Source organism: Rahnella sp. PD12R, assembly GCF_019200965.1.
In the GTDB taxonomy this organism is placed as follows: domain Bacteria; phylum Pseudomonadota; class Gammaproteobacteria; order Enterobacterales; family Enterobacteriaceae; genus Rahnella; species Rahnella laticis.
The window spans coordinates 24707-51266 of sequence record NZ_JAHTMS010000016.1; the positions used below are offsets into that span (position 1 = coordinate 24707).

Sequence of the window (26560 nt, forward strand, 5' to 3'; positions counted from 1 at the left end):
TCTCTCCGTGTTATTCCGCCAGAGCAGCGCGCAGGAATCCATTATGCTGACTCAGGCGTGCCTTCGCTGCGGACGCATCAATACCGGCCAGCAGCATCAGGATGGCCGGTTTAACGTCGAAATCGGTTTGCGATAATGCCTGTTCAGCGTCTGCGCGCGAGGCTCCGGTAGCTTCCACCACAATGCGGCAGGCGCGGTCGACGAGCTTCACGTTGGTGGCTTTTACATCGACCATCAGGTTCTGGTAAACCTTGCCGGTTTTAACCATCGCACCGGTCGAAATCATATTCAGCACCAGTTTTTGCGCCGTGCCGGATTTCAGACGGGTCGAACCGGTCAGGGCTTCCGGGCCAACCACCGGTGAAATTTCGATGTTTGCCTCGCGGGCAATCGGGGAATCCGGGTTACAGGAAATGGCGACCGTCGCGCATCCCAGTTCCGTTGCGTAGCGCAGTGCGCCGATGACGTAAGGCGTGCGGCCGCTGGCAGCAAGCCCGACGACGGTATCTTTGTCCGTCAGGTTGAGGTTTTTTAAATCTTCAACGCCCAGCGTTTCGCTGTCTTCCGCGCCTTCCACGGCTTTCAGCATCGCGCCAGGGCCGCCGGCAATCAGCCCGACTACCATCCCGTGCGGCACGCCAAAAGTCGGCGGACATTCAGATGCATCAAGAACGCCGAGGCGGCCACTGGTTCCGGCACCGAGATAAATCAACCGGCCACCGGCTTTAAAAGAGGCTGCGGCGCTGTCTACCGCTTTCGCAATTTCCGGTAAAACTTTCTGAATCGCTTCCGGCACTTTACGATCCTGCTGGTTGAAGCAGGTCACAAGCTCAAGCGTGGACATCTCATCCAGATTCATGGTTTCCGGGTTACGTGTTTCTGAAACGAGGGTTCCCAGGTTAGCGTTATGGCTCATGATGTTCTCCTGAATATTTAATTCAAATTAGTTACGTGATATTTGAATATTTTATTCATCATTGCGAGGAATATTTGCTATTTTAGATAACATAATCCGTAAAACGTGATGTCAGTATTCAGAGAGGCTGGGAAAAACCACCATGAGCTGCATGATCCGCATCCGCCAGCTTTACCCGACACTGGCGCAAAATGACCGAAAACTGGCTGACTTTTTACTGGCGCAGCCGGAACAGGCGCGCCATCTGAGTTCACAAAAACTGGCTGAAATGGCCGGCGTCAGCCAGTCCGGCGTGGTGAAATTCGCTCAGAAGTTGGGCTACAAAGGCTTCCCCGCGCTGAAACTGGCCATGAGTGAATCGCTGGCATCTCCCAATAACAGTGAGCCGGTTACCGTCCATAATCAGATTCTGAGTACGGACAGCCTGCACGTTGTCGGGGAAAAGCTGCTGGCCGAAAAGCAGTCTGCGCTGCGTGCCACGCTGGATATTAACAGCGAGCCGCGTCTGCAAATTGCCCTTTCAATGCTGACAGATGCCAGAAAAATTGTGCTGACGGGCATCGGCGCGTCAGGGCTGGTCGCGAGAGATCTGGCGTATAAATTGCTGAAAATCGGCGTCACGGCCATCGCGGAATCCGATACGCACGTGCTGATTGCCACCGTTCAGGCACTCTCAAAAGACGATTTATTGCTGGCGATTTCTTCCAGCGGTGAGCGCAGTGAAATCAATCTGGCGGCACGGGTGGCGAAAGAGAGCGGCGCAAAAGTGCTGGCACTGACCGGCTTCTCGCCAAATTCATTGCAGCAGCTGGCTGACCATTGCCTGTATACGGTCGCCGAATTGCCGGCAACGCGCGGCGCGGCTCTTTCGGCCACCACGGCGCAATCTTCCCTGACGGATTTACTGTTTGTTGCGCTGGTTCAGCAAGATACAGAGCATGCGCCGGAACGGATCCGCCACAGCGAAGAGCTGGTGAAAAAGCTGGTTTGATCAGGATCATTTGAGGTGTGGAAAGGCGCGGGTGCGGATCCTACGCCAGCGCAATTCTGCTATACTGCGCGCCCTGATTATTGAAGATACGAGAAAGACTATGGCCCTGCTGATCACACACAAATGCATAAATTGCGATATGTGCGAACCGGAGTGCCCGAATCAGGCGATTTCGATGGGCAATGAGATCTATGAAATCGACAGCGATCGCTGTACGGAATGTATCGGTCATTACGATAAACCGACCTGTCAGAGTGTCTGCCCGATCGACAATACGATCATCATCAACCCGGCGCATAAAGAAACCAACGAAGCGCTGTGGGATAAATTCGTGGTACTGCATCACACCGTATAATTCACGGCGTGATGCACTGAATTAATTTTCGATAATCACGGTTGCACAGGCATAACGGCGTTCATCAGCCAGCGTGACATGCACCGATTTCACGCCCATTTCTGCCGCCATTTCCGCTGCGCGCGCATGGAACACCAGCCCCGGTTTCCCGAGACTGTCATTGACCACTTCAAACTGCTCAAACGCCAGACCGTTGCGGATCCCGGTTCCCAGCGCTTTTGCTGCGGCTTCTTTGACCGCAAAACGCTTGGCCAGAAAGCGAACCGGCTGCTGATGTTGCTGGTAAACAGCCCATTCATTCGCGCACAGAATACGGCGCGCCAGCCGGTCTCCGCTGCGTTCAATCACAGCCTCGATACGGGTAATTTCAACGATATCCGTACCTAAACCTAAAATGCTCATTAACGGCGTGCTTCCCGCATCAGATTTTTCATTTCGCGCACGGCACCGGACAACCCGTCAATCACAGCCTGACCGATAATCGCGTGGCCGATATTCAGCTCATGCATTTCCGGCAGGGCCGCAATCGGCTGCACGTTATGGTAAGTCAGACCGTGGCCCGCATTGACCTTCAGGCCTTTGCCCGCGGCGTACGCAGCACCTTGTTTGATGCGTTCCAGTTCAGCCAGACGCTCAAGATCGGTTTGGGCTTCAGCGTAAGCGCCGGTGTGAATTTCAATATAAGGCGCGCCGACGGCAACTGCGGCGTCAATCTGACGCAAATCCGGGTCGATAAACAGGGAAACCAGAATACCCGCTTCGCTGAGACGGGAAACGGCGACTGTCATTTTGTCGAGCTGACCGGCTACGTCCAGCCCGCCTTCTGTGGTCACTTCTTCGCGTTTTTCCGGCACCAGGCAGCAGAAATGCGGCAGAATTTCACAGGCGATCCCGACCATTTCATCGGTCACGGCCATTTCCAGATTCATGCGGGTCTGGATAGTCTGGCGCAAAAGACGCACATCACGGTCGGTGATATGGCGGCGATCTTCGCGCAGGTGAACGGTAATGCCGTCCGCCCCCGCCTGCTCGGCGATAAACGCAGCCTGGATCGGATCAGGGTAAGCCGTACCACGCGCATTACGCAGTGTCGCGATGTGATCAATGTTAACGCCCAACAGCAACTCAGCCATAACAGCTCCAGATTTTTGAATGGATTGATTTAAGAATGGAACAAAAACGATTTCCGCAGTTTACACCTTACCGTATGTCGGGGTGTAGACCGGAGTCTGAATTAACCGGCAGAATTGTCAGAAGATGAGACGGGCTTTTTAACCTGAAACTGGCGGAACAGTTCACGGCTTTTCAGCGGTTTCCCGCCGAGATACGGCTTCAGCGCCATGCGCGTGAAACGTTTGGCGGCGCGCAAAGTGACGACGTCGAATTCACGGCTGGCGAGGGCTTTTAAATCCCTGCCGGTGAAACTGGAATTGTCGATAACCAGGCTGGCGATAAACCCTTTCTCTTCGCGGTAACGGTAAGTCATGGTGTCGCTGACTTCTTCGCCGCTGCCAGCGCAATGCAGAAAATCAACACCGTAGCCCAGATGGTACAAAAGGGATAATTCGAACTGGCGCAGGGCATATTCCGGCGAGCCTGTCGCACCGGCCAGATTTTGCAGACAATTCAGATAATCGAAGAATAAGGCGGAATAGTTCGCTTCCTGCTCGAGTACGCGTGAAACCAGCTCATTGACGTACAGACCGCTGTAAAGCATCAAACCAGAAAGGGGAAGTGCCAGAGAAACCGGCTCGGCGTTGCGCAGGGTTTTGACTTCTCCCCGCCCGCTCCAGCGAACCAGTAAAGGCGTAAAAGGCTGCAGGCAGCCTTTCAGATTGGACCGGCGGCCACGCGCACCTTTAGCCAGTATGCGTACCCGCCCTTGTCCCTCAGTGAAGAGATCCAGCATCAGGCTGGTTTCACTGTAAGGTCGCCCATGCAAAACAAATGCGCGTTGCCAGCCTTCCATAGGCGCGGACCTTATAAGTCGTCTACATAACCCAGGCTGCGCAATGCACGTTCGTCATCTGCCCAGCCGGATTTGACCTTAACCCACAACTCAAGATGGACTTTCGCTTCGAACATGTTTTCCATGTCCTGGCGGGCTTCGATGCCAATCGTCTTGATTTTAGAGCCTTTGTTACCGATAACCATTTTCTTCTGGCCTTCACGTTCCACCAGAATCAGGCCATTGATATCGTAACCACCACGCTCGTTGGTGACGAAACGTTCGATTTCAACGGTGACTGAATACGGCAGCTCTTCGCCCAGGAAACGCATCAGTTTTTCACGGATGATTTCAGAGGCCATAAAGCGCTGTGAACGGTCGGTAATATAATCTTCCGGGAAGTGATGAATCGCTTCCGGCAGACGTTTACGAACCAGAGCGGCAATGGTGTCTACGTTGGTCCCTTTCTCAGCAGAGATAGGCACGATATCGACGAAGTTCATCTGCTCGCTAAGGAACTGCAAATGCGGCAGTAATTTAGATTTGTCGGTGACGTTATCAATCTTGTTGATAGCCAGCAGAACCGGCGATTTCAAATCACGCAGTTTGTTGACGACCATTTCGTCATCGGCAGTCCAGTTTGTGCCTTCAACCACGAAGATCACCAGTTCAACATCACCAATTGAGCTGCTTGCAGCACGGTTCATCAGGCGGTTGATTGCACGTTTTTCTTCGATGTGCAGCCCCGGGGTATCCACGTAAATAGCCTGATATGGCCCTTCGGTATGGATGCCCATGATGCGGTGACGCGTGGTTTGTGGTTTGCGTGAAGTAATGGAGATTTTTTGCCCCAATAATTCATTAAGCAATGTAGATTTGCCGACGTTAGGACGGCCTACGATTGCAACAAAACCACAGTAACTTTTTTCTTCGCTCATTCAAGCTCCAGCTGTATCAGCGCTTGTTCCGCTGCCGCCTGCTCGGCTTTTCGGCGACTTGAACCGGTTCCTACAACCGGCTGGTTCAAGCCACTGACCTGGCAGTGGATGGTAAACTCCTGATCGTGCGCTTCACCGCGAACCTGCACAACCAGATAAGAAGGCAACGGCAGATGGCGACCTTGCAAAAACTCCTGTAAACGGGTTTTTGGGTCTTTCTGCTTATCACCGGGACTGATTTCGTCTAAACGACTACGGTACCAATCGAGAATCAGCTTTTCGACGGTCTGGATATCACTGTCCAGGAACACGCCGCCAATGAGTGCCTCCACCGTATCCGCGAGAATTGACTCACGGCGGAAACCACCACTTTTCAATTCGCCCGGCCCTAAACGCAGACATTCGCCGAGATCGAATTCACGTGCCATTTCAGCTAACGTATTTCCGCGTACCAGCGTGGCACGCATACGACTCATATCGCCCTCGTCTACGCGAGGAAAACGATGGTACAAAGCGTTAGCAATTACATAACTAAGAATTGAGTCACCCAGGAACTCTAAACGCTCATTGTGCTTACTGCTGGCGCTGCGGTGAGTCAGTGCCTGCAATAAAAGCTCCTGCTGTTGAAAAGTGTAGCCCAGCTTCCGCTGAAGCCTGTTTATTACGATGGGATTCATGAGTTACCAATAGATCAAGAATGCGTCAAAAACTTCAGCATACGGAACAGGCCTGCTTCGCCCTAAGCCAATCCAAAGCTGTTTCGTTTGCAGTGGCTCCCTCTGTTCTTTTGTGTTTTTGTTCTTTTCAAAGAAAAACTAAAAATCAGGGGGCCAACTTTTATCGCCCGAAAGGATATTCTACAACGGGTGAAAATATAATGCTGCGCTAATATACCCGCCAAAACAGAAGTTGCAGGAGCAATAGCTTCCTGCAACTTGAATTATCGGGCTACTGACGCCAGCAGATTAATGAATTCCACCAATACGGCTTAAACGAACACCGGTCGGCCATTCACCTTCCTGCTTTTTAAAGCTCATCCAGATTGCAGAAGCTCTGCCCACTAAATTCTGCTCTGGCACGAAGCCCCAATAACGGCTGTCAGCGCTGTTATCACGGTTATCGCCCATCATAAAATAATGGCCGGCCGGAACAACCCAGGTTCCCAGAGGCTGACCCGGCTGCTGGTAATACGCACCCAGCTGGTCACGCGCGCCAGGCACGGTCAGAATACGGTGAGTCACATTGCCCAGCGTTTCATTGCGTTGCACCAGACGAACGCCGTCTTGCGGAACGTTGCCGGTCGGCGGAGTCTCAAAGAAACCACTGCTCGCTTCGCCACCAGAAGACTGGCCGAAAGTCTGCACAAAATCACTGGCTGTACCCGTGTCGTAAGTCACCGCAAGCGCCGTATTGCAACTCTGACCATTTTCACAGGCAGGCTGAACGGTCACTTGCTTGCTGAACGGATCATAAGTTACACGGTCGCCCGGCATCCCTACTAAACGTTTAATATAGTCAATGCTCGGATCACGCGGGTATTTAAATACCACCACGTCGCCACGTTTTGGTTCGCCAGTCGGAATAAGCTTGGTCTGAGTGATCGGATCTTTCAGACCATAGGCGTATTTTTCCACCACAATGAAATCGCCAATCAACAGCGTTGGCATCATTGAACCGGACGGGATCTGGAAGGGTTCATAAATAAATGAACGCACCACGAACACGACTAACAATACCGGAAATACAGAAGCACAGGTTTCCACCCAGCCTGGCTGCTTCGCGACCTTGCTCAGCGTGACGTCGTCAACTGCACCGCCAGTTTCGGCCTTAATTTTAGCAATTTTCGCCCGACGTGCGGGTGCGAGCTTGAAACGATCAAGGCACCAGATAATCCCTGATACCAGCGTAGCAATCGCCAGAATCAGGGCAAACATGTTAGCCATGCATACTCCCTACAACTCAATTAAGGATTTATTTGCTGTCTTTGCCCACGTGAAGAATGGCCAGGAACGCTTCCTGTGGTAACTCAACGTTACCCACTTGCTTCATGCGTTTCTTACCATCTTTCTGTTTCTGCAACAGTTTTTTCTTACGGCTGACGTCACCGCCATAACACTTGGCGAGAACGTTTTTACGCAATTGCTTAACCGTCGAACGGGCAATGATGTGAGCACCAATCGCCGCCTGGATTGCAATGTCGAACTGCTGACGCGGGATTAATTCCTGCATCTTCTCAACCAGCTGGCGTCCACGGAACTGTGAGTTGCCACGGTGAGTGATCAGCGCCAGCGCATCCACACGGTCGCCGTTGATTAGAACATCAACACGCACCATGTCAGAAGTCTGGAAACGTTTGAAATTGTAATCAAGAGACGCATAACCGCGTGAAGTGGACTTCAGACGGTCAAAGAAATCGAGCACGACTTCCGCCATTGGAATTTCGTAAGTCAGCGCAACCTGATTGCCGTGATAAACCATGTTGGTCTGCACGCCACGTTTCTCAATACATAACGTAATCACGCTGCCCAGATATTCCTGCGGCATCAGCATGTGACACTCGGCGATAGGCTCGCGTAATTCGAGAATGTTGTTCAGCGCAGGTAATTTAGACGGGCTGTCGACATAAACGGTTTCGTTACCGGTCGTCAGGACTTCATACACTACCGTCGGTGCGGTGGTGATCAGATCCAAATCGTATTCACGTTCCAGACGTTCCTGAATGATCTCCATGTGCAGTAAGCCCAGGAAGCCACAGCGGAAGCCGAAGCCCAGCGCGGTAGAACTTTCTGGTTCATAGAACAGGGAGGCATCGTTCAGGCTGAGTTTGCCCAGCGCGTCACGGAAGTTTTCATAATCGTCAGAGCTGACCGGGAACAGGCCAGCATAAACCTGAGGTTTCACTTTCTTAAAACCAGGCAATGCTTTGTCCGCAGGCTGACGCGCTAACGTCAGGGTATCGCCCACCGGCGCGCCCAGGATGTCTTTGATCGCGCAAACCAGCCAGCCTACTTCGCCGCAGTTCAGAATGTCTTTATCAACACGTTTAGGCGTGAAAATACCCAGACGATCGGCGTTATACACCTGTCCGGTACTCATCACTTTAATTTTGTCGCCTTTTCTCATGGTGCCGTTTTTGATACGAACCAGAGAAACCACGCCAAGGTAGTTATCGAACCAGGAGTCGATGATCAGTGCCTGGAGCGGCGCTTCCGGATCACCTTCTGGTGGCGGAACGTCACGAACCAGACGTTCCAGCACTTCTGGCACGCCAACACCGGTTTTCGCCGAGCAACGCACCGCGTCGGTCGCATCAATACCCACGATGTCTTCGATTTCCTGTGCAGCGCGATCGGGATCAGCAGCAGGCAAATCGATTTTGTTCAGAACCGGAACAACTTCCAGATCCATTTCCATCGCGGTGTAACAGTTTGCCAGCGTCTGCGCTTCAACGCCCTGACCGGCATCGACCACCAGCAACGCACCTTCACAGGCGGCCAGAGAACGGGAAACTTCATAAGAGAAGTCAACGTGCCCCGGGGTGTCGATAAAGTTCAGATGGTAAACTTGCCCATCTTTCGCTTTGTAATCGAGGGTAACGCTTTGCGCTTTAATGGTGATGCCGCGTTCACGTTCCAGATCCATTGAATCGAGAACCTGCGCTTCCATTTCACGATCGGACAAGCCACCGCAAATTTGAATAATACGGTCTGACAGCGTCGACTTACCGTGGTCAATGTGGGCAATAATGGAGAAATTTCGTATATGCTTCATTATAAAAGTTTTTCTGCCTTGGTATTTCTGAATCATTCGCCATGAACATACAGCGACGGTTTGTAGGTTGGCTGTCTTTCGCCTAAGTCGCAGCATTCTACATGCCAGCACTGGGAAAACCTAGTCTCGGCACGCCCTAACTCCAGATTATGCGAGCTTTCCCATCAGGAAGAGGCCAACTTTTCATTTATTTTCATTTGTCACCTATTTGCGTCTGCCAGCAACATCCATTAATCCGGCTCGGGCAAATGCAAAAGCCTCCTGTTTACTTTAGGAAAATACCCATATACAAAAACAGACACCGCAACTTAATATATTGTTATAAAAAGAAATAACTCTCCCCCAACCTACTTAATTCTTAATTACTGTCTTCTTTAAACAACTTTTTTCATTTTAATTCAATCCGGTCACAAGGTTAGCGATATGATCAATGAAGGGCGGCTGCTCAGTCAGCATGGCTTTGCCAAAGCCAACTCGTGGATCACTCTGGTCCTGTCAGTTCTGTTACTGATTGGCGGCGCGGTGCAAATTGCATTCCTGCTGGCTTTCGGGCACACCGCAGCCGGGCTGCACAGCGTGGTGTTGTCGGCTTTGCTCAGCATTGCGCTGGGGATAGTCCTCATCATGTTAAGACGCTTCATCCGTCCACTTCAAATCTATCAGCTGCATGAAAATGGTATTTTAGTTATAAGCCAGACGGACAAAAAAAATCGTTTTATTCCGTTCGAACGGATTATGGATATATATCGCTTCAGAACCGGTAAATACACACGTCGTATTTTAAACACGATGATATTTCGTGAAGAAAATAGCAAAACCTGGCATCGGATCACGCCAAATATTGCTCATTCCGAACGGTTAATTGAGGTTATTAAAAACGAACAGCTGATGTTTCGTGGTCCGTGGGCATTAAATACCCTGGCTCAGGGTGGCGATATTCTTTTTACCCGGCTGCTTAATGCCCGTTGCGGATTGAAACGGTTTATCAGCTCTAACCTTCTGGCAACGCACGAAAAACGAATCAGGCTGAGCGCGCTGATGCTGACCACGGATGAAGGAAAGACGGTGCCGGTTGAAGACATTCAGTTTATCAGCGGTGGCAGCAACAGCCCGCTGATCCGATTGCTGGATAAACATGGCAGGATCCTGTTTTCCGTGCCCTATACCTCGCTCTCAAGCGCAGATCTTTTCATCGCGCTGATTGAGCATATGATTCAGAACCGGATACCTGTCAGAAACTAAAAATGCCACTGAATCAATAGAAACAGTGGCATTTATACGCATCACGAATGGAGCGATTTTAAGAAGGCAACTCGCTGTCAGTTGAGTAGCGGAATGCATTCGGTGGTAACCCGACCTGCAAGACCACCGGCTGATAACCGGCTTTGCCATCGACTTTTGCTGCCAGCGCTTTTGCAATCAGGAAGCCTAATCCACCGCCGAGCACAGCACCAATCACCGCGTACATATCTTCCTTGAGCAAGGCCTGGAGCAACCCGCCGCCGGCAATCACACCAAACAATGGCGTCATATAGACCAAAAATGCCGAACGCAAAAGGCTTCCCTCAGGGATCCCCAGTTCGACTTTCTGGCCCGGTTCCAGACGTTCGTTGATGCTGACCTGAAGATTATGCTCGGTTTGTGGCCCTAACTCGTTCAGTACGCGGGCACCACATCCTGAGCGTGAATGGCAGCTACTGCAACCCGCCTGCGTTTCACAACGCAGCGTCGCAATACCATCTTGCCACGAGATAACCGTGGCCCATTCTTTCATCATGTGATCACCCGTTTTTTTTGCCAAAATTCATTTTGCGGAGAAGACGATACTGTCAGCAATACGTTTGGCGGTTGAAGGTGGCAATTCTCCGACAACGGTAATTTCATTGCCGTTGCGAATTTCCGTCTGCACCGTTCTGCGCCCCTGCCTGATTAACTGTTCAGAGGGCCCGCTGGTCGTAGAGCTGATATTGACGGAGAAACTGAATAATCCATCAGTATACAGTCGTGATTCTATCGTGACGGGCATATTTGGCAAGTTTCTGCGACTGCTTGCTACTTCCGTGACGCCAGCCGGAAGCCATTTCACCTGCCAGCTAAATTTCGCCTGCTCGGAAGCAGGTAAAGAAAGCACTGGTGGTAAACTTGCTTTTTCCAAATCAGCCAGCATGCCAATAGCTTGTTTTCCATCATCAAAACTGATGACACGGAACTGCTCCAGTGTTTCACCATCTCTGTCTAACAGATCAACCCGCATAGGCAATTTCGTCTGCTCATCCACCCAGATGACATAGCTGAAACGCGTACCATCACGCGAAACAACGCGGATAACCTGACTCAGGCGGTCGGCAGCACGGGCGCGGCCTACGGCAATAAAGTCGTAGTATTTTGAAAGCAGGGAGAAATCACTGAAAACGATGGAAGGAAGGGAATCAACGATATGATCGCCATCCAGAGTGAAAGGCTGTAACCCGGTCTCAAAGTAGCTGATGTCTTTTCCACGCTGGACAATTTCACGGCGCGGCCCATCCATCAGAACCAGTTGAGCGAGTAAGACTTCCTTCGAGACAGCATGACGATAGCGAAAGGAGTCAATCCCCTGCTTCGTGATGTTGATAAAACCCATTTCATAATTCAGCGACTGGCTGGCTTTACCCATTTCTTGTAATAACGCCTCGGAAGTCGGTTCTGCCAAGGCGATGCTTGAAGAAAGCAGGCTGCCCGTCGCTAAACAAACGGCAAACCAAAATTGCTTCATTACTGCGTTTGCGTTCCTAAAGACTGAGTTCCTGGGACCTGAACAGCAGCTTGCTGCGGGGTGATCGGTTCGAGCTGAAGCTGCTCAGAGTGCAAGCGGCGCTGCAATTCGTAATCCTGCAACATAGCATTGATGCGTTTACGTTGCTCCTGCACATTTTGTTGCCCGCTGGTGGTATTGCCTTCATTTGGCACGCCGAAGCTCACCGGAGAAGCTTTACCCATCATAGGCAACGTATTGAACGCAGGAGTTTCCGGAGAAGCACCTGTTGCGTCAGGCTGATTGTAGTGCTGCACACCCACAATAACGGCCAGAGACACACACGCGGCCACACCAATCTGGGTCAGTTGGCTCGCCCAAGGACGAACTTTGTGCCAGAAAGGCATTTTCTGCCAGGTATGAGGCTGAGGCTGCGATTCTGTAGCGGAACCCGGCACCAGTTTAACCGGCTCGTTTGCCAGCGCTGCGGCCACACTGTCTGCGATATCCAGATGCACCACATTCCCAATATCACCGCGTAAGGTATCGCGGATCAAATGATAACTCTGCCAGCTTTGCTGAAGCTTATTATCCGTTGATAAAGAACTTAGCAGTTCTGAATCAATCGCTTCACCATCCATCAGAGCGGAAAGCTTTTCTTTCTGCATGCCTAAGTACCCTTCCTGTGTCCGTCATCTCTAACGCTGGATGAGCGGTTGAACTTTGTTATCAATTGCTTCCCGGGCACGGAATATACGGGATCTGACCGTACCCACCGGACAATCCATGATGGCGGCTATTTCTTCATAGCTCAACCCATCCAACTCCCTCAAGGTAATCGCCATGCGAAGATCTTCAGGAAGTGCTTCAATAGTACGGAAAACTATCTGCCGTAACTCTTCAGACAACATCAAGTTCTCAGGGTTCGAAATTTCTTTCAGGGCACCGCCACTTTCGAAATTTTCGGCTTCATTTGCGTCGACGTCACTTGAAGGCGGACGTCGTCCCTGGGCGACCAGATAATTTTTCGCTGTGTTGACTGCAATACGGTACAGCCAGGTATAAAAAGCACTGTCGCCGCGGAAAGATTCCAGCGCGCGATACGCTTTAATAAAAGATTCCTGAACCACATCAGGCACATCGCCCTGTGGCACATAGCGGGATACAAGGCTCGCTACCTTATGCTGGTAACGAATAACCAGTAAATTGAACGATTTTTGATCACCCTTCTGGACCCGCTCAACCAGAACTTGATCGGCTAACTGCTCGCTCATCCGAGGTAAAATCTCCCCAAAACCATCTCCGCGCTTAAAGTCGTACTGCCAGCTTTCATCATTATATTCCTGAGCAAGTACTGCTTGGAGTTCACATGAAACATAAAGTTCCACATCGCCATTGTTTTTTCTATTGAAGTCTCATGCCCGTGGCTTTTTCACGGAGGTTTAGGCTAACATGAATTTCCCTCTTCTTCTGCAAACATCATACGTTATGCAACCTTCATCTGAATTTGTTAGCGATGTATTGATAATCGGAAGTGGCGCTGCGGGCCTTTCTCTGGCTTTGCGACTTGCAGACCACTGTCACGTCACTGTTCTCAGTAAGGGCCCGCTCAACGAAGGCTCAACGTTTTACGCACAGGGCGGGATCGCCGCCGTTTTCGACGAAGCAGACAGCATTGCCTCACACGTAGATGACACATTAATTGCCGGCGCAGGCTTATGTGATAAAGAAGCCGTTGAATTTATCGCCAGCAACGCACGTCATTGTGTCCAGTGGTTGATCGACCAGGGCGTACTGTTTGATACCGAAACCAGCGAGAGCTCAGAAGAGCGATATCATCTGACTCGCGAAGGCGGTCACAGCCACCGCAGGATCCTGCATGCTGCTGATGCTACAGGTAAAGAAGTAGAGACTACGCTGGTTGGGAAAGCAAGGGCGCACGCCAATATTTGCGTTAAAGAACGCTATAATGCCGTTGATTTAATTACCTCAAGCAAGCTGGGTTTGCCCGGTACGCAGCGCGTGGTGGGTGCCTATGTCTGGAACCGTGACAAAGAGCACGTTGAGACTCTGCGCGCTAAAGCCGTTGTACTGGCCACCGGTGGTGCGGCGAAAGTCTACCAATACACCACGAATCCGGACATTTCTTCCGGCGATGGCGTCGCAATGGCCTGGCGCGCAGGATGCCGCGTTGCCAATCTGGAATTCAACCAGTTCCATCCGACTTGTCTTTATCATCCTCAGGCGCGCAATTTTCTGCTCACTGAAGCTCTGCGCGGCGAAGGTGCATTGCTCAAACGCCCCGACGGCACGCGATTCATGCCCGATTTCGATGCACGTGGCGAACTCGCACCACGTGATGTGGTGGCGCGGGCAATCGACCATGAAATGAAACGTCTTGGCGCGGATTGTATGTATCTGGATATCAGCCATCGTCCGCCGGAATTCATTAAGCATCACTTCCCGATGATCGACGAAAAGCTGCAATCACTCGGCATTGATCTGACGAAAGAGGCGATTCCGATTGTTCCGGCCGCACATTATACCTGCGGTGGCGTGATGGTTGATCAGCACGGGCGTACCGATCTCGACGGTTTGTATGCGATCGGCGAAGTGAGTTATACCGGATTACACGGCGCTAACCGGCTGGCGTCCAATTCGCTGCTGGAATGCGTAGTTTACGGCTGGTCGGCGGCGGAAGACATCATCAAGCGTTTACCGCATGCCAAACTGGCAAAAAATATTCCGCAATGGGATGAAAGTCGTGTCGACAATTCGGATGAGCAAGTGGTGATTCAGCATAACTGGCATGAACTGCGGCTGTTTATGTGGGATTACGTCGGGATTGTTCGGACTACAAAACGTCTGGAGCGCGCATTGCGGCGCATCATGACTCTGCAACAGGAAATTGACGAATACTATGCCAACTTCCGTATTTCCAATAACTTACTCGAATTACGCAATCTGGTGTTAGTAGCAGAGCTTATAGTGCGCAGCGCACTGGAACGTAAAGAAAGCCGCGGGCTGCACTTCACACTGGATTATCCGGAGTTAGAGGAAAACCCTCAACCGACAATCTTGCAGCCTTAGACACTAAAAAGTGCGAAGGAACGCACTTTTACAGACACAAAATCCATCAGTAGTTCAGATAAAAATCCGCAATCAGTGCACAGAACGCTTCGCTGTAAATACCTTCTGATTTCCGCAATTCCAGTTCCATTTCTTCTTTCTCAACGGGCTGTTTCGATAACGTCAGCAACAGGCGATTAAGGGGTTTTCCCGGGCGATCGCGCACGGCCATCCGCCATGCGGTGAACCAGCCTTGCTGATTCGCCAGCGTTTCAAATGCCAGACCAATGTCATAAGGCAGCACAACGCTGAATAACCCTTGCGGCGAAATCAACTTCCCGGCGCATTCAAGCAACGCGGCGTGGGTAAGAGTTTCGGTATATCGGGCCGCATTTCGCGCTTCATCCCGACAGGCTACCGCCGATTCGAAATAAGGTGGATTGCTGACAATCAGATCATACTCAGCTGGGTGCTGCCGTGCGTAATCATTAATATCCTGCGCGAAGACAGACAACCGTTGCGCCCAGACAGATTCGCGAAAATTCTCCGCAGCCTGTGCAGCGGCGGCAGGTTCGAGTTCGACGGCATCAATAGCAGTTTGAGGGCCACTGCGCTGAGCCAGCATTATGGCAATAAGGCCGCTGCCGCAGCCGATATCCAGAATGCGTTTAGCCCCGCTGACGGGCGCCGTTGCGCCAAGCAGAACGCCATCGGTACCAACTTTCATCGCACAGCGGTCGTGCGCGACAAAAAACTGTTTAAAGGTAAACCCGTTGCGCCGCAAAGGCCGGGCCGAACTGACTTCTTTTGCCACTCATTTCACCGTAATTACGCCGGCCATCAGGCCTCTGAACGAAAACTGTCGTAGCATAGGGTAAAGAGATGTGGAGGAAAAGGCACGCAAACCGCTTAAATAGGTGAAGATCGCGTCTAACACGTCTATAATCGGCGCCCCAAGTAGAGGTAGACCATGACTGTAACCACTTTTTCCGAACTCGAACTCGATGAACGCCTGATTGACGCCTTAGGCGACAAAGGCTATAGCCGCCCGACTGTCATACAGGCAGAGGCAATTCCGCCAGCAATGGACGGACGCGATGTGTTGGGTTCGGCTCCTACCGGCACCGGCAAAACCGCGGCATTCCTGTTGCCAGCCTTGCAGCATTTGCTGGATTTCCCGCGTAAGAAATCTGGTCCGCCCCGTATTCTGATCCTCACGCCAACTCGTGAACTGGCTATGCAGGTTGCTGAACAGGCCCGTGAGCTGGCGAAACATACCGATCTGGATATCGCGACGATCACCGGCGGTGTGGCATATATGAACCACGCCGAAGTGTTCAGCGAAAACCAGGATATCGTCGTTGCGACGACCGGCCGTTTGCTGCAATACATCAAAGAAGAAAACTTTGACTGCCGCGCAATCGAAACGCTGATCCTCGACGAAGCAGACCGCATGCTGGACATGGGTTTTGCTCAGGATATCGAAACGATTTCTGCCGAAGCTCGCTGGCGTAAACAGACGTTGCTGTTCTCCGCAACGCTGGAAGGGGAAGCCATCCGTGAATTCGCAGAACGCATTCTGACTGAGCCGGTTGAAATCGAAGCCGACCCGTCGCGCCGCGAGCGTAAAAAAATTCTGCAATGGTACTACCGCGCAGACGATCTGGCGCACAAAACCCAGATGCTGATCCATTTGCTGAAACAGGAAGATGTCACTAAATCGGTAATCTTCGTGCGTAAGCGTGAGCGTGTGCATGAGCTGGTGGCCTGGTTACGCGAAGCAGGGATCAACTCCTGTTATCTCGAAGGCGAAATGGTTCAGGTGAAGCGTACTGAAGCGGTAAAACGCATGGTTGAAGACCGCGTCAACGTGCTGGTAGCGACTGACATCGCCGCCCGTGGCCTGGACATCAACGACATCAGCCACGTGTTTAACTTCGACCTGCCTTTGACGGCGGATATTTATCTGCACCGTATCGGCCGTACCGGCCGTGCAGGCCGTAAAGGCACAGCCATTTCATTCGTGGAAGCACATGACCACCTGCTGCTGGGCAAAATCGGTCGCTACCTGAACGAGCCGCTGAAAGCACGCGTGCTCGACGGGTTCCGTGCGAAAACGAAAGCACCGAGCGAGAAAGTCACCGGCAAGCCATCGAAGAAAGTGCTGGCGAAACGCAAAGAGAAGCAGAAAGAAGCGCAGGAAAAATCGAAGGTGAAAGTTAAAGTTCGCCATCGTGACAGTAAAAACGTCGGCAAACGTCGCGTTAAACCTGATGCTGCGAAAGACACGTCAAAATAAGCCACCTGCGGACTTATTCATGACGAAAAAAAACCGCCTGAACTGAACAGGCGGTTTTTTATTATCTGAAATTTACGTAATCTGTTGAGATTACAGGCTTTCAGTGAAAGTACGGGTAATTACATCGCGCTGCTGTTCAGCAGTCAGCGAGTTAAAACGCACCGCATAGCCAGAAACACGAATGGTAAGCTGTGGGTATTTTTCCGGATGTTTAACAGCATCTTCCAGCGTTTCGCGACGAAGAACGTTAACGTTCAGGTGCTGACCGCCTTCCACACGTACAGTCGGTTGAATTTCCATTGGAACTTCACGGTATTCAAACTGGCCAAGTTCGCTGACAGCAACGATCTGGTCTTCCGCATAACCCGCTTTTGCACAAACACAGCGAGCTTCCGATTTTTCATCATCCAGCAGCCAGAAAGAGTTTTTCAGCGCTTCGTTATTGGTTTTGGTAATTTGGATCCCGGTGATCATATGTTGCCTCCATAATTGGCTACGATACTGTGAATTGATTGGTGTAGGGTTGATCAACAACCCATTGTCCTGCTGTCAGATATAACAGCAGAACACCCCGCATTCTTTGATTAATATCAATCTTTCCAGTGTGGTTATTCCTGTTACTCAGCATATTTATGTTTTATATCAATTTTTCCAAGTAGCAGGCTTAAATTATTTTTGTAAATTATCAATAATTTTTGCATAAAACCGTTAAGCCGCAGATAAACATCAGCAAAAGCTCAGGCGGGTTTAACTCGGAAGAATGAGCAGGTAAGCTACGCGCAGAGAAAAATCACCTTGAAAAGGAGAGCGTCAATGTCCACCACTCTCACCTGGCATGACGTCATCGGTCAGGAAAAAGAACAGCCTTACTTTGTTGATACATTGAAGTTTGTTGCCGCTGAACGCGCGGCGGGAAAAACGATTTATCCGCCTCAGCAGGATGTTTTTAATGCCTTTCGATCCGCTGAACTTGCCGATGTGAAAGTCGTTATTCTGGGGCAGGATCCGTACCATGGCCCAAATCAGGCTCACGGACTGTCCTTTTCAGTTCGTCCTGGTATCCCTGCGCCGCCGTCACTGGTGAATATGTATAAAGAGCTGGCAACGGATATCCCCGGTTTCGAGCGCCCTCATCATGGATATTTACAGAGCTGGGCCGACCAGGGCGTACTTCTGCTCAATACGGTGTTAACCGTAGAAGGCGGGCAGGCACATTCCCACGCCAAACTGGGTTGGGAAACCTTTACCGACCGGGTGATCGCAGCCTTGAATGAAAATCGTGAAGGAATAGTATTCTTGCTGTGGGGATCTCATGCCCAGAAAAAAGGCAATATCATTGACCGCAACCGCCATCACGTACTGAAAGCGCCGCACCCTTCTCCGCTTTCTGCGCATCGCGGTTTTCTGGGCTGTAAGCATTTTTCTCAGGCCAATGAATTACTCAAGCAACAAGGCCTGGCACCCATTGACTGGATGCCTGTTTTACCGGCCACGGAATAGCATAAAAAAAGAGGCACCCGCGAAGGTGCCTCTTATTTTTACAGTCGTTCTGAAACAGAATCAGGCTTTGGCTTTAGAAACCGCAACCATCGCCGGGCGTAACAGACGGCCATTCAGCATGTAGCCCTTCTGCATCACCATCATGACGTGATTAGGTTCCAGTTCGTCGGATTCCATCATCGTCATGGCCTGATGCTGCTCAGGGTTGAATGGAACGTGGATGTCGCTTACCACTTCCATACCGAACTTGCGTACAGCGTCCAGCAGAGATTTCAGGGTCAGTTCGACGCCTTCAATCAACCCTGCCAGTTCTGAATTCGATTTATCAGCCAGATCCAGAGCACGCTCCAGGTTATCGATGACCGGCAGCAATTCGCCAGAGAATTTCTCAAGGGCAAATTTGTGCGCTTTCTCGATATCCAGTTCGGTACGACGACGGATGTTTTCCACTTCCGCTTTCGCACGCAGCAGGCTGTCACGCTCACGCTGCTGAACTTCTTTCAGCTGTGCTTCCAATTCAGCAATGCGTTCATCGCGAGGGTCAACGACATCTGCCGCCTGAGTTTCCGCTTCCGCATGCAGCTCTTGTTCCTGATTCAGTTCTTCAGAGACTTGCTCGTCAGGTGTCTTATGTTCTTTACTACTCATGAATCTCTCCGCGTTTTAGCATTAATCTTGCTAGTTGGCTTATTATGGGGATCAAAACCGGGGTTTCAAGGTTTGGTTTTGAATGAAACCGGTCATAATGCAGGTGTCATCACACCCTGCTGAGGATAACCACAGCGATGAATAAAAAATTTGAGTGCATTGGGATCGTCGGACACCCACGCCATCCTTCGGCACTTGCCACCCATGAAATGCTCTATCACTGGTTAATTTCAAAAGGTTATCAGGTCGTCGTTGAACGGCAGGTGGCACAGGATTTAGCCCTGGAAGGCGCTCAAACCGGCAGCCTGGCGGAGATCGGCAAACTGGCCGATCTTGCCGTTGTAGTTGGCGGTGACGGTAATATGCTGGGCGCCGCGCGCGTCCTGGCACGCTATGACATCAAAGTCATCGGCATTAACCGCGGTAATCTCGGTTTTCTGACCGATCTCGATCCGGATAACGCCCTTCAGCAACTCGATGATGTTTTGCAGGGCGAATACATCAGCGAGCAACGTTTCCTGCTGGAAGCGATGGTGCGCTGTAAAGACCAGCAATGCCGCGTTAGCACCGCCATCAATGAAGTCGTTCTGCATCCGGGGAAAGTGGCGCATATGATTGAGTTTGAAGTCTATATTGACGACAAATTCGCATTTTCCCAGCGTTCAGATGGTCTGATCATCTCCACGCCGACCGGCTCAACGGCGTACTCACTTTCCGGCGGCGGGCCGATTCTGACGCCAACGCTTGAAGCCATCGCGCTGGTGCCAATGTTCCCGCATACGCTTTCGGCACGCCCGCTGGTCATCAATAGCAGCAGCACCATTTGTCTGCGTTTTTCACATATGAGCAATGATCTGGAAATCAGCTGTGACAGCCAGATCGCCCTGCCCATCCAGCCGGGTGAAGAAGTGGTGATCCGCCGCAGTGAATTCCATCTGAACTTAATCCACCCGAAGGATTACAGTTATTTCAATACATTAAGCACAAAACTCGGATGGTCGAAAAAACTCTTCTGATTTGATAAAAATAATTCGCCAGCCCCTTTACTGTATATAAAACCAGTTTATACTGTATGTAATTACAGGTCTGTTGTTATGTACAGGAAGGTGATCATGCTGGCGCAATTAACTATCAGTAACTTTGCCATTGTCCGTGAATTAGAAATCGATTTTCATGCAGGGATGACAGCAATCACCGGCGAAACCGGTGCAGGTAAATCCATTGCTATTGACGCACTGGGCCTTTGCCTGGGCAACCGCGCCGATGGCAGCATGGTTCGCCTTGGCGCAAGCCGTGCAGATATCTGCGCGCGTTTCACACTTGCCGATACACCTTCCGCAAAACACTGGCTGGCCGATAATCAGCTGGATGAAGGGCATGATTGCCTGTTGCGTCGGACGATCAGCAGCGATGGCCGCTCACGTGGCTTTATCAACGGAACGCCTGTTCCGTTATCCCAACTACGCGAACTGGGCCAGCATCTTATTCAGATTCACGGCCAGCACGCCCATCAGCTTCTGCTCAAACCGGAGCATCAGAAAGCCCTGCTCGATGCGTATTCAGACCAGCCTTTGTTGCTGGCAGAAATGCGTGCCGCTTACCAGAACTGGCACCAAAGCTGCCGCCAGCTGGCGCAATATCAGCAGCAGATGAATGAGCGTGAATCACGCCGTCAGCTCCTTCAATACCAGTTAAAAGAGCTCAATGAGTTTTCCCCTCAGCCGGGTGAATACGAGCAAATTGACGAAGAATACAAGCGTCTGGCCAACAGCGGACAACTGCTGTCTCTCAGCCAGAGTGCTCTGTATTTGCTGGCCGATGGTGAAGAACAGAATATTGTCAGCATGCTTTACACCGCCCGTAATCAGTTAACTGAACTGGCTGAACTCGACAGCAAAATGAACGAACTGATCATTATGCTGGATGAGGCCTCAATTCAGATTAGCGAAGCCAGCGACGAACTGCGTCATTACAGCGAACGTCTGGATATGGATCCAAACCGATTGTACGAGCTGGAACAGCGCTTATCCCGGCAAATGAATCTGGCGCGTAAACATCATGTCAGCGCAGAAGAATTACCGGAACTTCATCGCCAGTTACTTGAAGAACAAAAGGCACTCGATGAGCAGGAAACGAATCAGGCCGAATTGAGCGAAGCCGTGCAGGTGCATTACCAACAGGCAGTGGCCATAGCAAAACAATTACATGACAAACGTCAGTACTTCGCCGATGAACTCACACACCTGATTACCCAAAGCATGCAGGCGCTATCCATGCCGCACGGTAAATTTAAAATTCAGGTTCAGTTCGAGCCTGAGCATCTCAGCATCGAAGGCGCGGATCGCCTTGAATTCCAGGTTACGACTAACCCGGGCCAGCCTCTTCAGGCGCTGGCTAAAGTGGCATCCGGCGGTGAGCTGTCGCGTATCGCGCTGGCAATTCAGGTCATTACGGCACAAAAAATGGAAACTCCGGCGCTGATCTTTGATGAAGTGGACGTCGGTATCAGCGGACCAACTGCCGCGATTGTCGGCCGCCTGTTGCGCCAATTGGGTGAATCGACACAAGTAATGTGCGTAACACACTTACCTCAGGTTGCAGGATGTGGTCATCAGCATTATTTTGTCAGCAAGGAAACCGACGGCGAAGTGACAGAAACTCAAATGAATCGTCTTGATAAGAAGGCGCGTTTGCAGGAACTGGCACGCTTGCTGGGCGGAAGTGAAGTCACCCGAAACACGTTAGCCAATGCAAAAGAGTTACTCGCAGCGTAAAAAGCTCAACTTTTTTACATTTAAGCGGTCATACAGGTGCCCCGCAAAGGTTTCAAACTGATGAAAGGTCTATTATCATCGGCATCTTATGCCCTAAAGGAATGTAATGACTATGCGCTGTAAAACGCTAACTGCCGCCGCTGTAGCTCTTCTAATGCTTACTGCGGGCTGTTCCACTCTGGAAAAGGTGGTTTATCGGCCTGACATCAATCAGGGGAACTACTTGTCTCCTGCTGATGTACAAAAAATTCATACCGGCATGACTAAGCAACAGGTTGCTTATGTTCTTGGCACGCCGATGTTGCACGACCCGTTCGGCAGTGATGTTTGGTATTACGTGTTCCGTCAGGAGCCAGGTCATGAAGGTATAACTCAGCAAACATTAACGCTGACCTTCAACCAGGGTGGCGAGCTGACCAACATCGATAACAAACCGAAGTTGAGCGATCAGCAATAAATCGCCCGGGTGTGATGGTCGTTGGTAACTACCAAAAATCATCTTTCAGGGTAAAAAAATAAGGCGCCTCAGGCGCCTTATTTTTTAGAACGTTCGGCTCGAATGCGCCGCAGCTCTTTCGGATCCGCAATCAGCGGCCGGTAAATTTCAATCCGATCACCGTCACTCACCGTATCCACCAATTTTACGGGCCGGCTGTAAATCCCCAGCTTGTTCTTCTTTAAATCAATATCCTGACGCAGTTCAAGCAAGCCAGAAGCAACAACAGCCTGTTCAACATTGCTGCCTTCTTCCAGCTTGACGGTTCGCAGGTACTGACGTTCTGGCAACGCGTAGACCACTTCAACGCGGATCTCAGACACTGTAGACCTCTTTTGCACGCAGTGTGAAAGCCTGAACCATGCTTCCTGCAAGCTCTTTGAAGATTTTACCGAACGCGAGCTCAATCAGCTTATTCGTGAACTCGAAATCCAGACTAAGCTGAACTTTGCAGGCTTCAGGGCTCAGTTCGATGAAATCCCACCCGCCGGTGAGCTTACGAAAAGGGCCATCAACCAGTTGCATATCAATGCGTTTATTGCTTATCAGCGTATTTTTTGTGGTAAACGTTTTACTGATGCCTGCTTTAGAAACATCGACAGCGGCCGTCATCGACGTGTCACTGTTTTCTAAAATCCGACTGCCGGTACAACCGGGCAGAAATTGCGGGTAAGCATCGACATCATTTACTAGGGTGTACATCTGTTCCACGCTGAACGGCACAAGCGCAGAACGACTTATCTGTGGCATATCATTTTCCAGGAGTCATAAAACGTACAGATAATACCATTTATCTGCGCGGTAATAAAAACTACGAAGCACAGCGCGCTACAAACAGGAAAAACATCTGACTCTGACCGCGTGGGGATTTCATTCGGCATCGCTTACAGTATAATAAGTGTCACTATGACAAAGAAAAAAGCACATAAACCCGGTTCCGCGACTATCGCGATGAACAAACGCGCTCGCCATGAATACTTCATCGAAGATGAGATCGAGGCGGGGCTTGCTTTGCAGGGATGGGAAGTCAAATCGATGCGTGCTGGTAAAGCAAACATCACTGACAGTTATGTCACATTCCGCGACGGTGAAGCCTTTTTATTCGGCGCAACCATTCAACCTCTCAACGTGGCGTCAAGTCATGTGGTTTGTGATCCGACCCGCACAAGAAAATTACTGCTGAACAAACGTGAGTTAGAGACGCTGTTCGGTAAAGTGACACGCGATGGTTACACCGTCGTCGCGCTTTCCATGTACTGGAAAAATGCCTGGTCAAAAGTGAAAATTGGCCTGGCAAAAGGTAAGAAAGAGCACGACAAGCGCGATGACATTAAAGATCGTGAGTGGAAAGTAGACAAAGCACGTATCATGAAGAACTCAAACCGCTAAGTCTCTGGCTTAGCTTGCAGTTTTTCTGGTATACTGCGAAATAGTACTTGGGGCTGATTCTGGATTCGACGGGATTTGCGAAGCCCAAGGAGCATGCCGAGGGGCGGTTGGCCTCGTAAAAAGCCGCAAAAAAATAGTCGCAAACGACGAAAACTACGCCCTAGCAGCTTAATACCCTGCTTAGAGCCCTCTCTCCCTAGCCTCCGCTCTTAGGACGGGGATCAAGAGAGGTCAAACCCAAAAGAGATCGCGTGGACACCTTGCCTGGGGTGAAAGCGTTAAACCCAATCAGGATAGTTTGTTAGTGGCGTGTCCATCCGCAGCTAACCGGCGAATGTAAAGATTGGACTAAGCATGTAGTGCCGACGGTGTAGTAATTTCGGACGGGGGTTCAAATCCCCCCAGCTCCACCAAACAAGGTTTCGGTTATTACCAGATAAGGCCGTTACCGCAAAGAAAGCCGCAGCCCGCAAGGGTTTGCGGCTTTTTTATTGCAACCTCTCCGTTGAGTCATCGCAGTCTATCCTTTTGTTTTTCATCCAAAACACGACATTTATCTCATCCATTTCTGCGGATAATCGTTTTCCATAGCGGCCGGTTATCTTATTGCTGCCATCTTCGACTATTGCCCGTTTTGCGCAGTTGTGTGGCGCTTGACCCTGACTTATTGAGTCGTCATATTCGAAATAAGAAAGCATCACTTTTACCCTCGCCTTTAGCTGCGGGGGTTTGTTTTTTTGGCACCATCAGGAGATTACTTGTGAAGAAAAACATATTGCTGGCCATTCTTGCGCTGGCCGCTACCAGCGGTTTTGCACAGGCTGAAACAACATTGCGTTTTGGCGTAGATCCTTCGTTTCCCCCTTTTGAATCTAAAGCGCCGGACGGCAAGCTGGTCGGTTTTGATATCGATCTGGGCAACGCAATCTGTCAGCAGGCTCAGGTTAAATGTGAGTGGGTTGAAACCGCGTATGACGGTATTATTCCTGCCCTGAATGCCAAAAAATTTGATGCCGTACTTTCCGCCATGTCGATGACGCCAAAGCGCAAAACGCAGGTCACTTTCTCCAACATGCTTTATCACGTACCCAGTGTGCTGATTGCGAAAAAAGGCAGTGGCCTGCAACCGACAGCGGAATCGCTGCAAGGCAAAACCGTCGGCGTCGCTCAGGGAACCACGCAGGAAGCATATGCGCAAGGCGAATGGCAGAAGAAAGGCGTGAACGTCGTCTCTTATCAGAATCAGGATTTCGTCAATCAGGACCTGGCCTCTGGCCGTATCGACGTAACGCTGACTAACGCGGCGGCAGCCGAAACAGGCTTTCTGAAAACGCCTGAAGGCAAAGATTATGCCTTTGCTGGCGAGCCGTTAAACGACACCCGTTATCTGGGCGAAGGAACGGCTATCGGCCTGCGTAAGGATGATCAGGCGCACCTGACACTTATCAATAATGCGCTGGCAGAAATCCATAAAAACGGGACTTACCAGACGTTGGAAAAGAAATACTTCACGTTTGAGGTCTATACCAAACAGCCGTAATTCCTTTCATCAGGCCGCATGTGGCTAACCATGCGGCTCAATATTTGCGGGACGGATTCCAATACCACCTGCCAGAAACTGCAATTCAGAAGATTGTTTTCGTGAACCTCCGCAATCCTCAAACCTTCCCGTTTCACTGATTCGGCTTTCAGCCTAAAGTCAGCCTCGCCGATAAACGTTATCTGAAAAGGTTACACCAACATGAGATCCGCCGATGTCTGCCTGAGCGCCTGCAAAGCTTCATCACGAATATCCGTGTCCGTAATGATTGTGTCGATTTTTTCCATCGGCAACACCAGGTTATATCCGCGACGGCCAAACTTAGTGGAATCAGTGACAACGACGACCCGCTGAGCGGCGGCAGCCATAATACCGCTGATGCTGTAGCCCTCATTAAATGTGGTGATGCCTGTCGCGGCGTCCAGGCCGTCTGCGCCCACAAACATCAGATTGGCGACGATTCCCTGCAAGGCATATTCCGTGATGTTTCCATGCAAAGAGCGCGTTTTATGCCGCAACGTTCCGCCGCAGACCACCAGCGTGATATCGGGGTTTTCAGATAACACAAACGCAGCGGGCAAATTGTTCGTGATGACGGTGATATCACCTGATTTTACCAGTTCTTCCGCCAGCAACATGGTGGTACTGCCACTGTCGAGAATGACGGTATCTCCGGGTTTTACCAATCCTGCCGCCGCCTGAGCGATACGTTTTTTAGGATCACTGGCCTGCAAATAACGTTCTTCTAGCACCATTTCATCCTGCGGCAATCCCGTCAGGTTGGCCACTGAAGCATCGCGTTTCGCCGCACCGCCATGAAAGCGCTTCAGAGCCCCCTTTTGTTCCAGTAATCCCAGGTCAGAACGAATTGTCACTTCAGAAACGTCGAAAGAACTCGAAAGCTCGGCGACCATGACGGTGCCGTTTTGATTCACTAAATCAATGATTTTGTTACGTCTATCATAAGTATTCATGATTAAGGATCCGAAAGACTGTATTGCGGACAGTGTAAACAAAAGGCGTCATTAAGAGGAGAAAAAAATCCCGACATTGTGAAACGTGATATCACCTTGCCCGCCAGGCTTTGATTGCTTTCATATTACGGCACAACCCGAAAGTCGAAAGAAAACGAATGCAACAACCTTACGAAATATTTCGATCACTGTCACGAATTCTGTAAAACGCTATTGTT

29 protein-coding genes and 1 other RNA gene are annotated in these 26560 nt (G+C 50.7%); 12 read left to right on the forward strand and 18 right to left on the reverse strand.

What is annotated here, in order from left to right; all coding sequences use genetic code 11:
- Positions 1-10 precede the first annotated feature (10 nt).
- Positions 11-916 carry an N-acetylmuramic acid 6-phosphate etherase gene (gene murQ / locus KWG64_RS23070; protein ID WP_218523255.1) on the reverse strand — a complete coding sequence of 302 codons (906 nt, stop codon included), beginning with the start codon at positions 914-916 and terminating at the stop codon, positions 11-13.
- A gap of 142 nt (positions 917-1058) precedes the next feature.
- Here murQ and KWG64_RS23075 point away from each other — a divergent pair, with 142 nt between their 5' ends.
- Both KWG64_RS23075 and KWG64_RS23080 read left to right on the forward strand, forming a co-directional pair.
- Positions 1059-1907 carry a MurR/RpiR family transcriptional regulator gene (locus KWG64_RS23075; RefSeq protein ID WP_218523256.1) on the forward strand — a complete coding sequence of 283 codons (849 nt, stop codon included), beginning with the start codon at positions 1059-1061 and terminating at the stop codon, positions 1905-1907.
- A 100-nt stretch (positions 1908-2007) separates the two neighbouring features.
- Positions 2008-2262, forward strand: a complete 255-nt coding sequence (locus KWG64_RS23080) for a YfhL family 4Fe-4S dicluster ferredoxin (protein WP_195813931.1) — start codon at positions 2008-2010, stop codon at positions 2260-2262.
- A gap of 21 nt (positions 2263-2283) precedes the next feature.
- On the opposite strand, the gene acpS is transcribed toward KWG64_RS23080, so the two are convergent.
- The 7 genes from acpS to lepA all read right to left on the reverse strand — a co-directional run bounded on the left by acpS (position 2284) and on the right by lepA (position 8919).
- Positions 2284-2664: a holo-ACP synthase gene (acpS, locus tag KWG64_RS23085; protein ID WP_152327820.1), complete on the reverse strand. Its 381-nt coding sequence runs from the start codon at positions 2662-2664 to the stop codon at positions 2284-2286.
- Positions 2664-3395: a pyridoxine 5'-phosphate synthase gene (gene pdxJ / locus KWG64_RS23090; RefSeq protein ID WP_218523257.1), complete on the reverse strand. Its 732-nt coding sequence runs from the start codon at positions 3393-3395 to the stop codon at positions 2664-2666. Before pdxJ ends, acpS begins: the two co-directional genes overlap by 1 nt.
- Before the next feature lie 101 nt (positions 3396-3496).
- Entirely contained in the window at positions 3497-4231 is a 735-nt protein-coding gene (recO, locus tag KWG64_RS23095) for a DNA repair protein RecO (protein ID WP_101075423.1), read from the reverse strand.
- A gap of 11 nt (positions 4232-4242) precedes the next feature.
- The gene (era, locus tag KWG64_RS23100; protein WP_152327817.1) at positions 4243-5148 is read right to left on the reverse strand and encodes a GTPase Era; all 906 of its coding nucleotides are present in this window, start codon (positions 5146-5148) and stop codon (positions 4243-4245) included.
- Entirely contained in the window at positions 5145-5825 is a 681-nt protein-coding gene (gene rnc / locus KWG64_RS23105) for a ribonuclease III (protein WP_013576719.1), read from the reverse strand. Before rnc ends, era begins: the two co-directional genes overlap by 4 nt.
- A 288-nt stretch (positions 5826-6113) precedes the next feature.
- Complete coding sequence (gene lepB / locus KWG64_RS23110; RefSeq protein ID WP_195813930.1) at positions 6114-7091, reverse strand: signal peptidase I; 978 nt, start codon at positions 7089-7091, stop codon at positions 6114-6116.
- 28 nt (positions 7092-7119) lie between these two features.
- Entirely contained in the window at positions 7120-8919 is a 1800-nt protein-coding gene (gene lepA, locus KWG64_RS23115; protein WP_152327815.1) for a translation elongation factor 4, read from the reverse strand.
- 423 nt (positions 8920-9342) lie between these two features.
- On the opposite strand from lepA, the gene KWG64_RS23120 reads away from it, so the two are divergent.
- On the forward strand, positions 9343-10161 hold the full coding sequence (locus KWG64_RS23120; protein WP_218523258.1) for a DUF6585 family protein: 819 nt from the start codon (positions 9343-9345) through the stop codon (positions 10159-10161).
- Positions 10162-10219: 58 nt separating this feature from the next.
- Here KWG64_RS23120 and rseC read toward each other — a convergent pair whose 3' ends face one another.
- Genes rseC through rpoE form a run of 4 tightly spaced genes read right to left on the reverse strand, consistent with a single transcriptional unit; the run spans position 10220 to position 12927 of the window.
- On the reverse strand, positions 10220-10696 hold the full coding sequence (gene rseC / locus KWG64_RS23125; RefSeq protein ID WP_218523259.1) for a SoxR-reducing system protein RseC: 477 nt from the start codon (positions 10694-10696) through the stop codon (positions 10220-10222).
- 27 nt (positions 10697-10723) lie between these two features.
- Positions 10724-11674 carry a sigma-E factor regulatory protein RseB gene (gene rseB, locus KWG64_RS23130; protein WP_218523260.1) on the reverse strand — a complete coding sequence of 317 codons (951 nt, stop codon included), beginning with the start codon at positions 11672-11674 and terminating at the stop codon, positions 10724-10726.
- Entirely contained in the window at positions 11674-12321 is a 648-nt protein-coding gene (gene rseA, locus KWG64_RS23135; RefSeq protein ID WP_218523261.1) for an anti-sigma-E factor RseA, read from the reverse strand. Before rseA ends, rseB begins: the two co-directional genes overlap by 1 nt.
- Before the next feature lie 30 nt (positions 12322-12351).
- Entirely contained in the window at positions 12352-12927 is a 576-nt protein-coding gene (gene rpoE / locus KWG64_RS23140; protein WP_037040184.1) for an RNA polymerase sigma factor RpoE, read from the reverse strand.
- Positions 12928-13141: 214 nt separating this feature from the next.
- Here rpoE and nadB point away from each other — a divergent pair, with 214 nt between their 5' ends.
- On the forward strand, positions 13142-14743 hold the full coding sequence (gene nadB / locus KWG64_RS23145; RefSeq protein ID WP_195823687.1) for an L-aspartate oxidase: 1602 nt from the start codon (positions 13142-13144) through the stop codon (positions 14741-14743).
- Positions 14744-14789: 46 nt separating this feature from the next.
- Here the strand turns inward: nadB and KWG64_RS23150 are convergent, their stop codons facing one another.
- Positions 14790-15536, reverse strand: coding sequence for a tRNA1(Val) (adenine(37)-N6)-methyltransferase (locus KWG64_RS23150; protein WP_305080209.1), 747 nt, complete (start codon positions 15534-15536; stop codon positions 14790-14792).
- 156 nt (positions 15537-15692) lie between these two features.
- Here KWG64_RS23150 and srmB point away from each other — a divergent pair, with 156 nt between their 5' ends.
- On the forward strand, positions 15693-17021 hold the full coding sequence (gene srmB / locus KWG64_RS23155; protein WP_195813926.1) for an ATP-dependent RNA helicase SrmB: 1329 nt from the start codon (positions 15693-15695) through the stop codon (positions 17019-17021).
- Between the two features lie 90 nt (positions 17022-17111).
- On the opposite strand, the gene grcA is transcribed toward srmB, so the two are convergent.
- Positions 17112-17495 (reverse strand): autonomous glycyl radical cofactor GrcA, encoded by a 384-nt coding sequence (gene grcA / locus KWG64_RS23160; RefSeq protein ID WP_104923137.1) that lies wholly within the window; start codon positions 17493-17495, stop codon positions 17112-17114.
- A gap of 339 nt (positions 17496-17834) precedes the next feature.
- Between grcA and ung the strand changes: the two genes are divergently transcribed.
- Positions 17835-18521 (forward strand): uracil-DNA glycosylase, encoded by a 687-nt coding sequence (gene ung / locus KWG64_RS23165; protein WP_195813925.1) that lies wholly within the window; start codon positions 17835-17837, stop codon positions 18519-18521.
- Positions 18522-18581: 60 nt separating this feature from the next.
- Here ung and grpE read toward each other — a convergent pair whose 3' ends face one another.
- Positions 18582-19169 carry a nucleotide exchange factor GrpE gene (gene grpE / locus KWG64_RS23170; RefSeq protein WP_195813924.1) on the reverse strand — a complete coding sequence of 196 codons (588 nt, stop codon included), beginning with the start codon at positions 19167-19169 and terminating at the stop codon, positions 18582-18584.
- Between the two features lie 137 nt (positions 19170-19306).
- Between grpE and nadK the strand changes: the two genes are divergently transcribed.
- From nadK to bamE, 3 genes are all read left to right on the forward strand, one after another.
- On the forward strand, positions 19307-20185 hold the full coding sequence (gene nadK / locus KWG64_RS23175) for an NAD(+) kinase (RefSeq protein WP_104923140.1): 879 nt from the start codon (positions 19307-19309) through the stop codon (positions 20183-20185).
- Between the two features lie 96 nt (positions 20186-20281).
- A complete protein-coding gene (gene recN / locus KWG64_RS23180) occupies positions 20282-21943 on the forward strand; it encodes a DNA repair protein RecN (RefSeq protein WP_218523262.1) in 1662 nt (553 codons plus the stop codon).
- 112 nt (positions 21944-22055) lie between these two features.
- Positions 22056-22400 carry an outer membrane protein assembly factor BamE gene (gene bamE, locus KWG64_RS23185; RefSeq protein WP_165059234.1) on the forward strand — a complete coding sequence of 115 codons (345 nt, stop codon included), beginning with the start codon at positions 22056-22058 and terminating at the stop codon, positions 22398-22400.
- Positions 22401-22477: 77 nt separating this feature from the next.
- Here the strand turns inward: bamE and KWG64_RS23190 are convergent, their stop codons facing one another.
- On the reverse strand, positions 22478-22762 hold the full coding sequence (locus KWG64_RS23190) for an RnfH family protein (RefSeq protein ID WP_195823689.1): 285 nt from the start codon (positions 22760-22762) through the stop codon (positions 22478-22480).
- A complete protein-coding gene (locus KWG64_RS23195; RefSeq protein ID WP_195823690.1) occupies positions 22755-23189 on the reverse strand; it encodes a type II toxin-antitoxin system RatA family toxin in 435 nt (144 codons plus the stop codon). Before KWG64_RS23195 ends, KWG64_RS23190 begins: the two co-directional genes overlap by 8 nt.
- A 156-nt stretch (positions 23190-23345) precedes the next feature.
- Between KWG64_RS23195 and smpB the strand changes: the two genes are divergently transcribed.
- From smpB to KWG64_RS23210, 3 genes are all read left to right on the forward strand, one after another.
- Positions 23346-23828 carry an SsrA-binding protein SmpB gene (gene smpB, locus KWG64_RS23200; protein ID WP_101075405.1) on the forward strand — a complete coding sequence of 161 codons (483 nt, stop codon included), beginning with the start codon at positions 23346-23348 and terminating at the stop codon, positions 23826-23828.
- Between the two features lie 49 nt (positions 23829-23877).
- Positions 23878-24241: a transfer-messenger RNA gene (gene ssrA / locus KWG64_RS23205) on the forward strand.
- A gap of 347 nt (positions 24242-24588) precedes the next feature.
- Positions 24589-25368: an ABC transporter substrate-binding protein gene (locus KWG64_RS23210; protein ID WP_218523263.1), complete on the forward strand. Its 780-nt coding sequence runs from the start codon at positions 24589-24591 to the stop codon at positions 25366-25368.
- 191 nt (positions 25369-25559) lie between these two features.
- On the opposite strand, the gene KWG64_RS23215 is transcribed toward KWG64_RS23210, so the two are convergent.
- The gene (locus KWG64_RS23215; RefSeq protein ID WP_218523264.1) at positions 25560-26342 is read right to left on the reverse strand and encodes a DeoR/GlpR family DNA-binding transcription regulator; all 783 of its coding nucleotides are present in this window, start codon (positions 26340-26342) and stop codon (positions 25560-25562) included.
- Between the last annotated feature and the right edge of the window lie 218 nt (positions 26343-26560).

Excerpts from the sequence above, each read along its gene's own strand:
- bamE (WP_165059234.1), top strand. The coding sequence starts at position 22,056 with ATGCGCTGTAAAACGCTAACTGCCGCCGCTGTAGCTCTTCTAATGCTT.
- grcA (WP_104923137.1), bottom strand. The coding sequence starts at position 17,495 with ATGATCACCGGGATCCAAATTACCAAAACCAATAACGAAGCGCTGAAA.
- acpS (WP_152327820.1), bottom strand. The coding sequence starts at position 2,664 with ATGAGCATTTTAGGTTTAGGTACGGATATCGTTGAAATTACCCGTATC.
- grpE (WP_195813924.1), bottom strand. The coding sequence starts at position 19,169 with ATGAGTAGTAAAGAACATAAGACACCTGACGAGCAAGTCTCTGAAGAA.
- rseC (WP_218523259.1), bottom strand. The coding sequence starts at position 10,696 with ATGATGAAAGAATGGGCCACGGTTATCTCGTGGCAAGATGGTATTGCG.
- lepA (WP_152327815.1), bottom strand. The coding sequence starts at position 8,919 with ATGAAGCATATACGAAATTTCTCCATTATTGCCCACATTGACCACGGT.
- pdxJ (WP_218523257.1), bottom strand. The coding sequence starts at position 3,395 with ATGGCTGAGTTGCTGTTGGGCGTTAACATTGATCACATCGCGACACTG.
- nadB (WP_195823687.1), top strand. The coding sequence starts at position 13,142 with ATGCAACCTTCATCTGAATTTGTTAGCGATGTATTGATAATCGGAAGT.
- KWG64_RS23075 (WP_218523256.1), top strand. The coding sequence starts at position 1,059 with ATGAGCTGCATGATCCGCATCCGCCAGCTTTACCCGACACTGGCGCAA.
- smpB (WP_101075405.1), top strand. The coding sequence starts at position 23,346 with ATGACAAAGAAAAAAGCACATAAACCCGGTTCCGCGACTATCGCGATG.
- srmB (WP_195813926.1), top strand. The coding sequence starts at position 15,693 with ATGACTGTAACCACTTTTTCCGAACTCGAACTCGATGAACGCCTGATT.
- rseA (WP_218523261.1), bottom strand. The coding sequence starts at position 12,321 with ATGCAGAAAGAAAAGCTTTCCGCTCTGATGGATGGTGAAGCGATTGAT.
- recN (WP_218523262.1), top strand. The coding sequence starts at position 20,282 with ATGCTGGCGCAATTAACTATCAGTAACTTTGCCATTGTCCGTGAATTA.
- rseB (WP_218523260.1), bottom strand. The coding sequence starts at position 11,674 with ATGAAGCAATTTTGGTTTGCCGTTTGTTTAGCGACGGGCAGCCTGCTT.
- recO (WP_101075423.1), bottom strand. The coding sequence starts at position 4,231 with ATGGAAGGCTGGCAACGCGCATTTGTTTTGCATGGGCGACCTTACAGT.
- rpoE (WP_037040184.1), bottom strand. The coding sequence starts at position 12,927 with ATGAGCGAGCAGTTAGCCGATCAAGTTCTGGTTGAGCGGGTCCAGAAG.
- KWG64_RS23080 (WP_195813931.1), top strand. The coding sequence starts at position 2,008 with ATGGCCCTGCTGATCACACACAAATGCATAAATTGCGATATGTGCGAA.
- era (WP_152327817.1), bottom strand. The coding sequence starts at position 5,148 with ATGAGCGAAGAAAAAAGTTACTGTGGTTTTGTTGCAATCGTAGGCCGT.
- nadK (WP_104923140.1), top strand. The coding sequence starts at position 19,307 with ATGAATAAAAAATTTGAGTGCATTGGGATCGTCGGACACCCACGCCAT.
- ung (WP_195813925.1), top strand. The coding sequence starts at position 17,835 with ATGTCCACCACTCTCACCTGGCATGACGTCATCGGTCAGGAAAAAGAA.
- murQ (WP_218523255.1), bottom strand. The coding sequence starts at position 916 with ATGAGCCATAACGCTAACCTGGGAACCCTCGTTTCAGAAACACGTAAC.
- KWG64_RS23215 (WP_218523264.1), bottom strand. The coding sequence starts at position 26,342 with ATGAATACTTATGATAGACGTAACAAAATCATTGATTTAGTGAATCAA.
- KWG64_RS23120 (WP_218523258.1), top strand. The coding sequence starts at position 9,343 with ATGATCAATGAAGGGCGGCTGCTCAGTCAGCATGGCTTTGCCAAAGCC.
- rnc (WP_013576719.1), bottom strand. The coding sequence starts at position 5,825 with ATGAATCCCATCGTAATAAACAGGCTTCAGCGGAAGCTGGGCTACACT.
- lepB (WP_195813930.1), bottom strand. The coding sequence starts at position 7,091 with ATGGCTAACATGTTTGCCCTGATTCTGGCGATTGCTACGCTGGTATCA.
- KWG64_RS23195 (WP_195823690.1), bottom strand. The coding sequence starts at position 23,189 with ATGCCACAGATAAGTCGTTCTGCGCTTGTGCCGTTCAGCGTGGAACAG.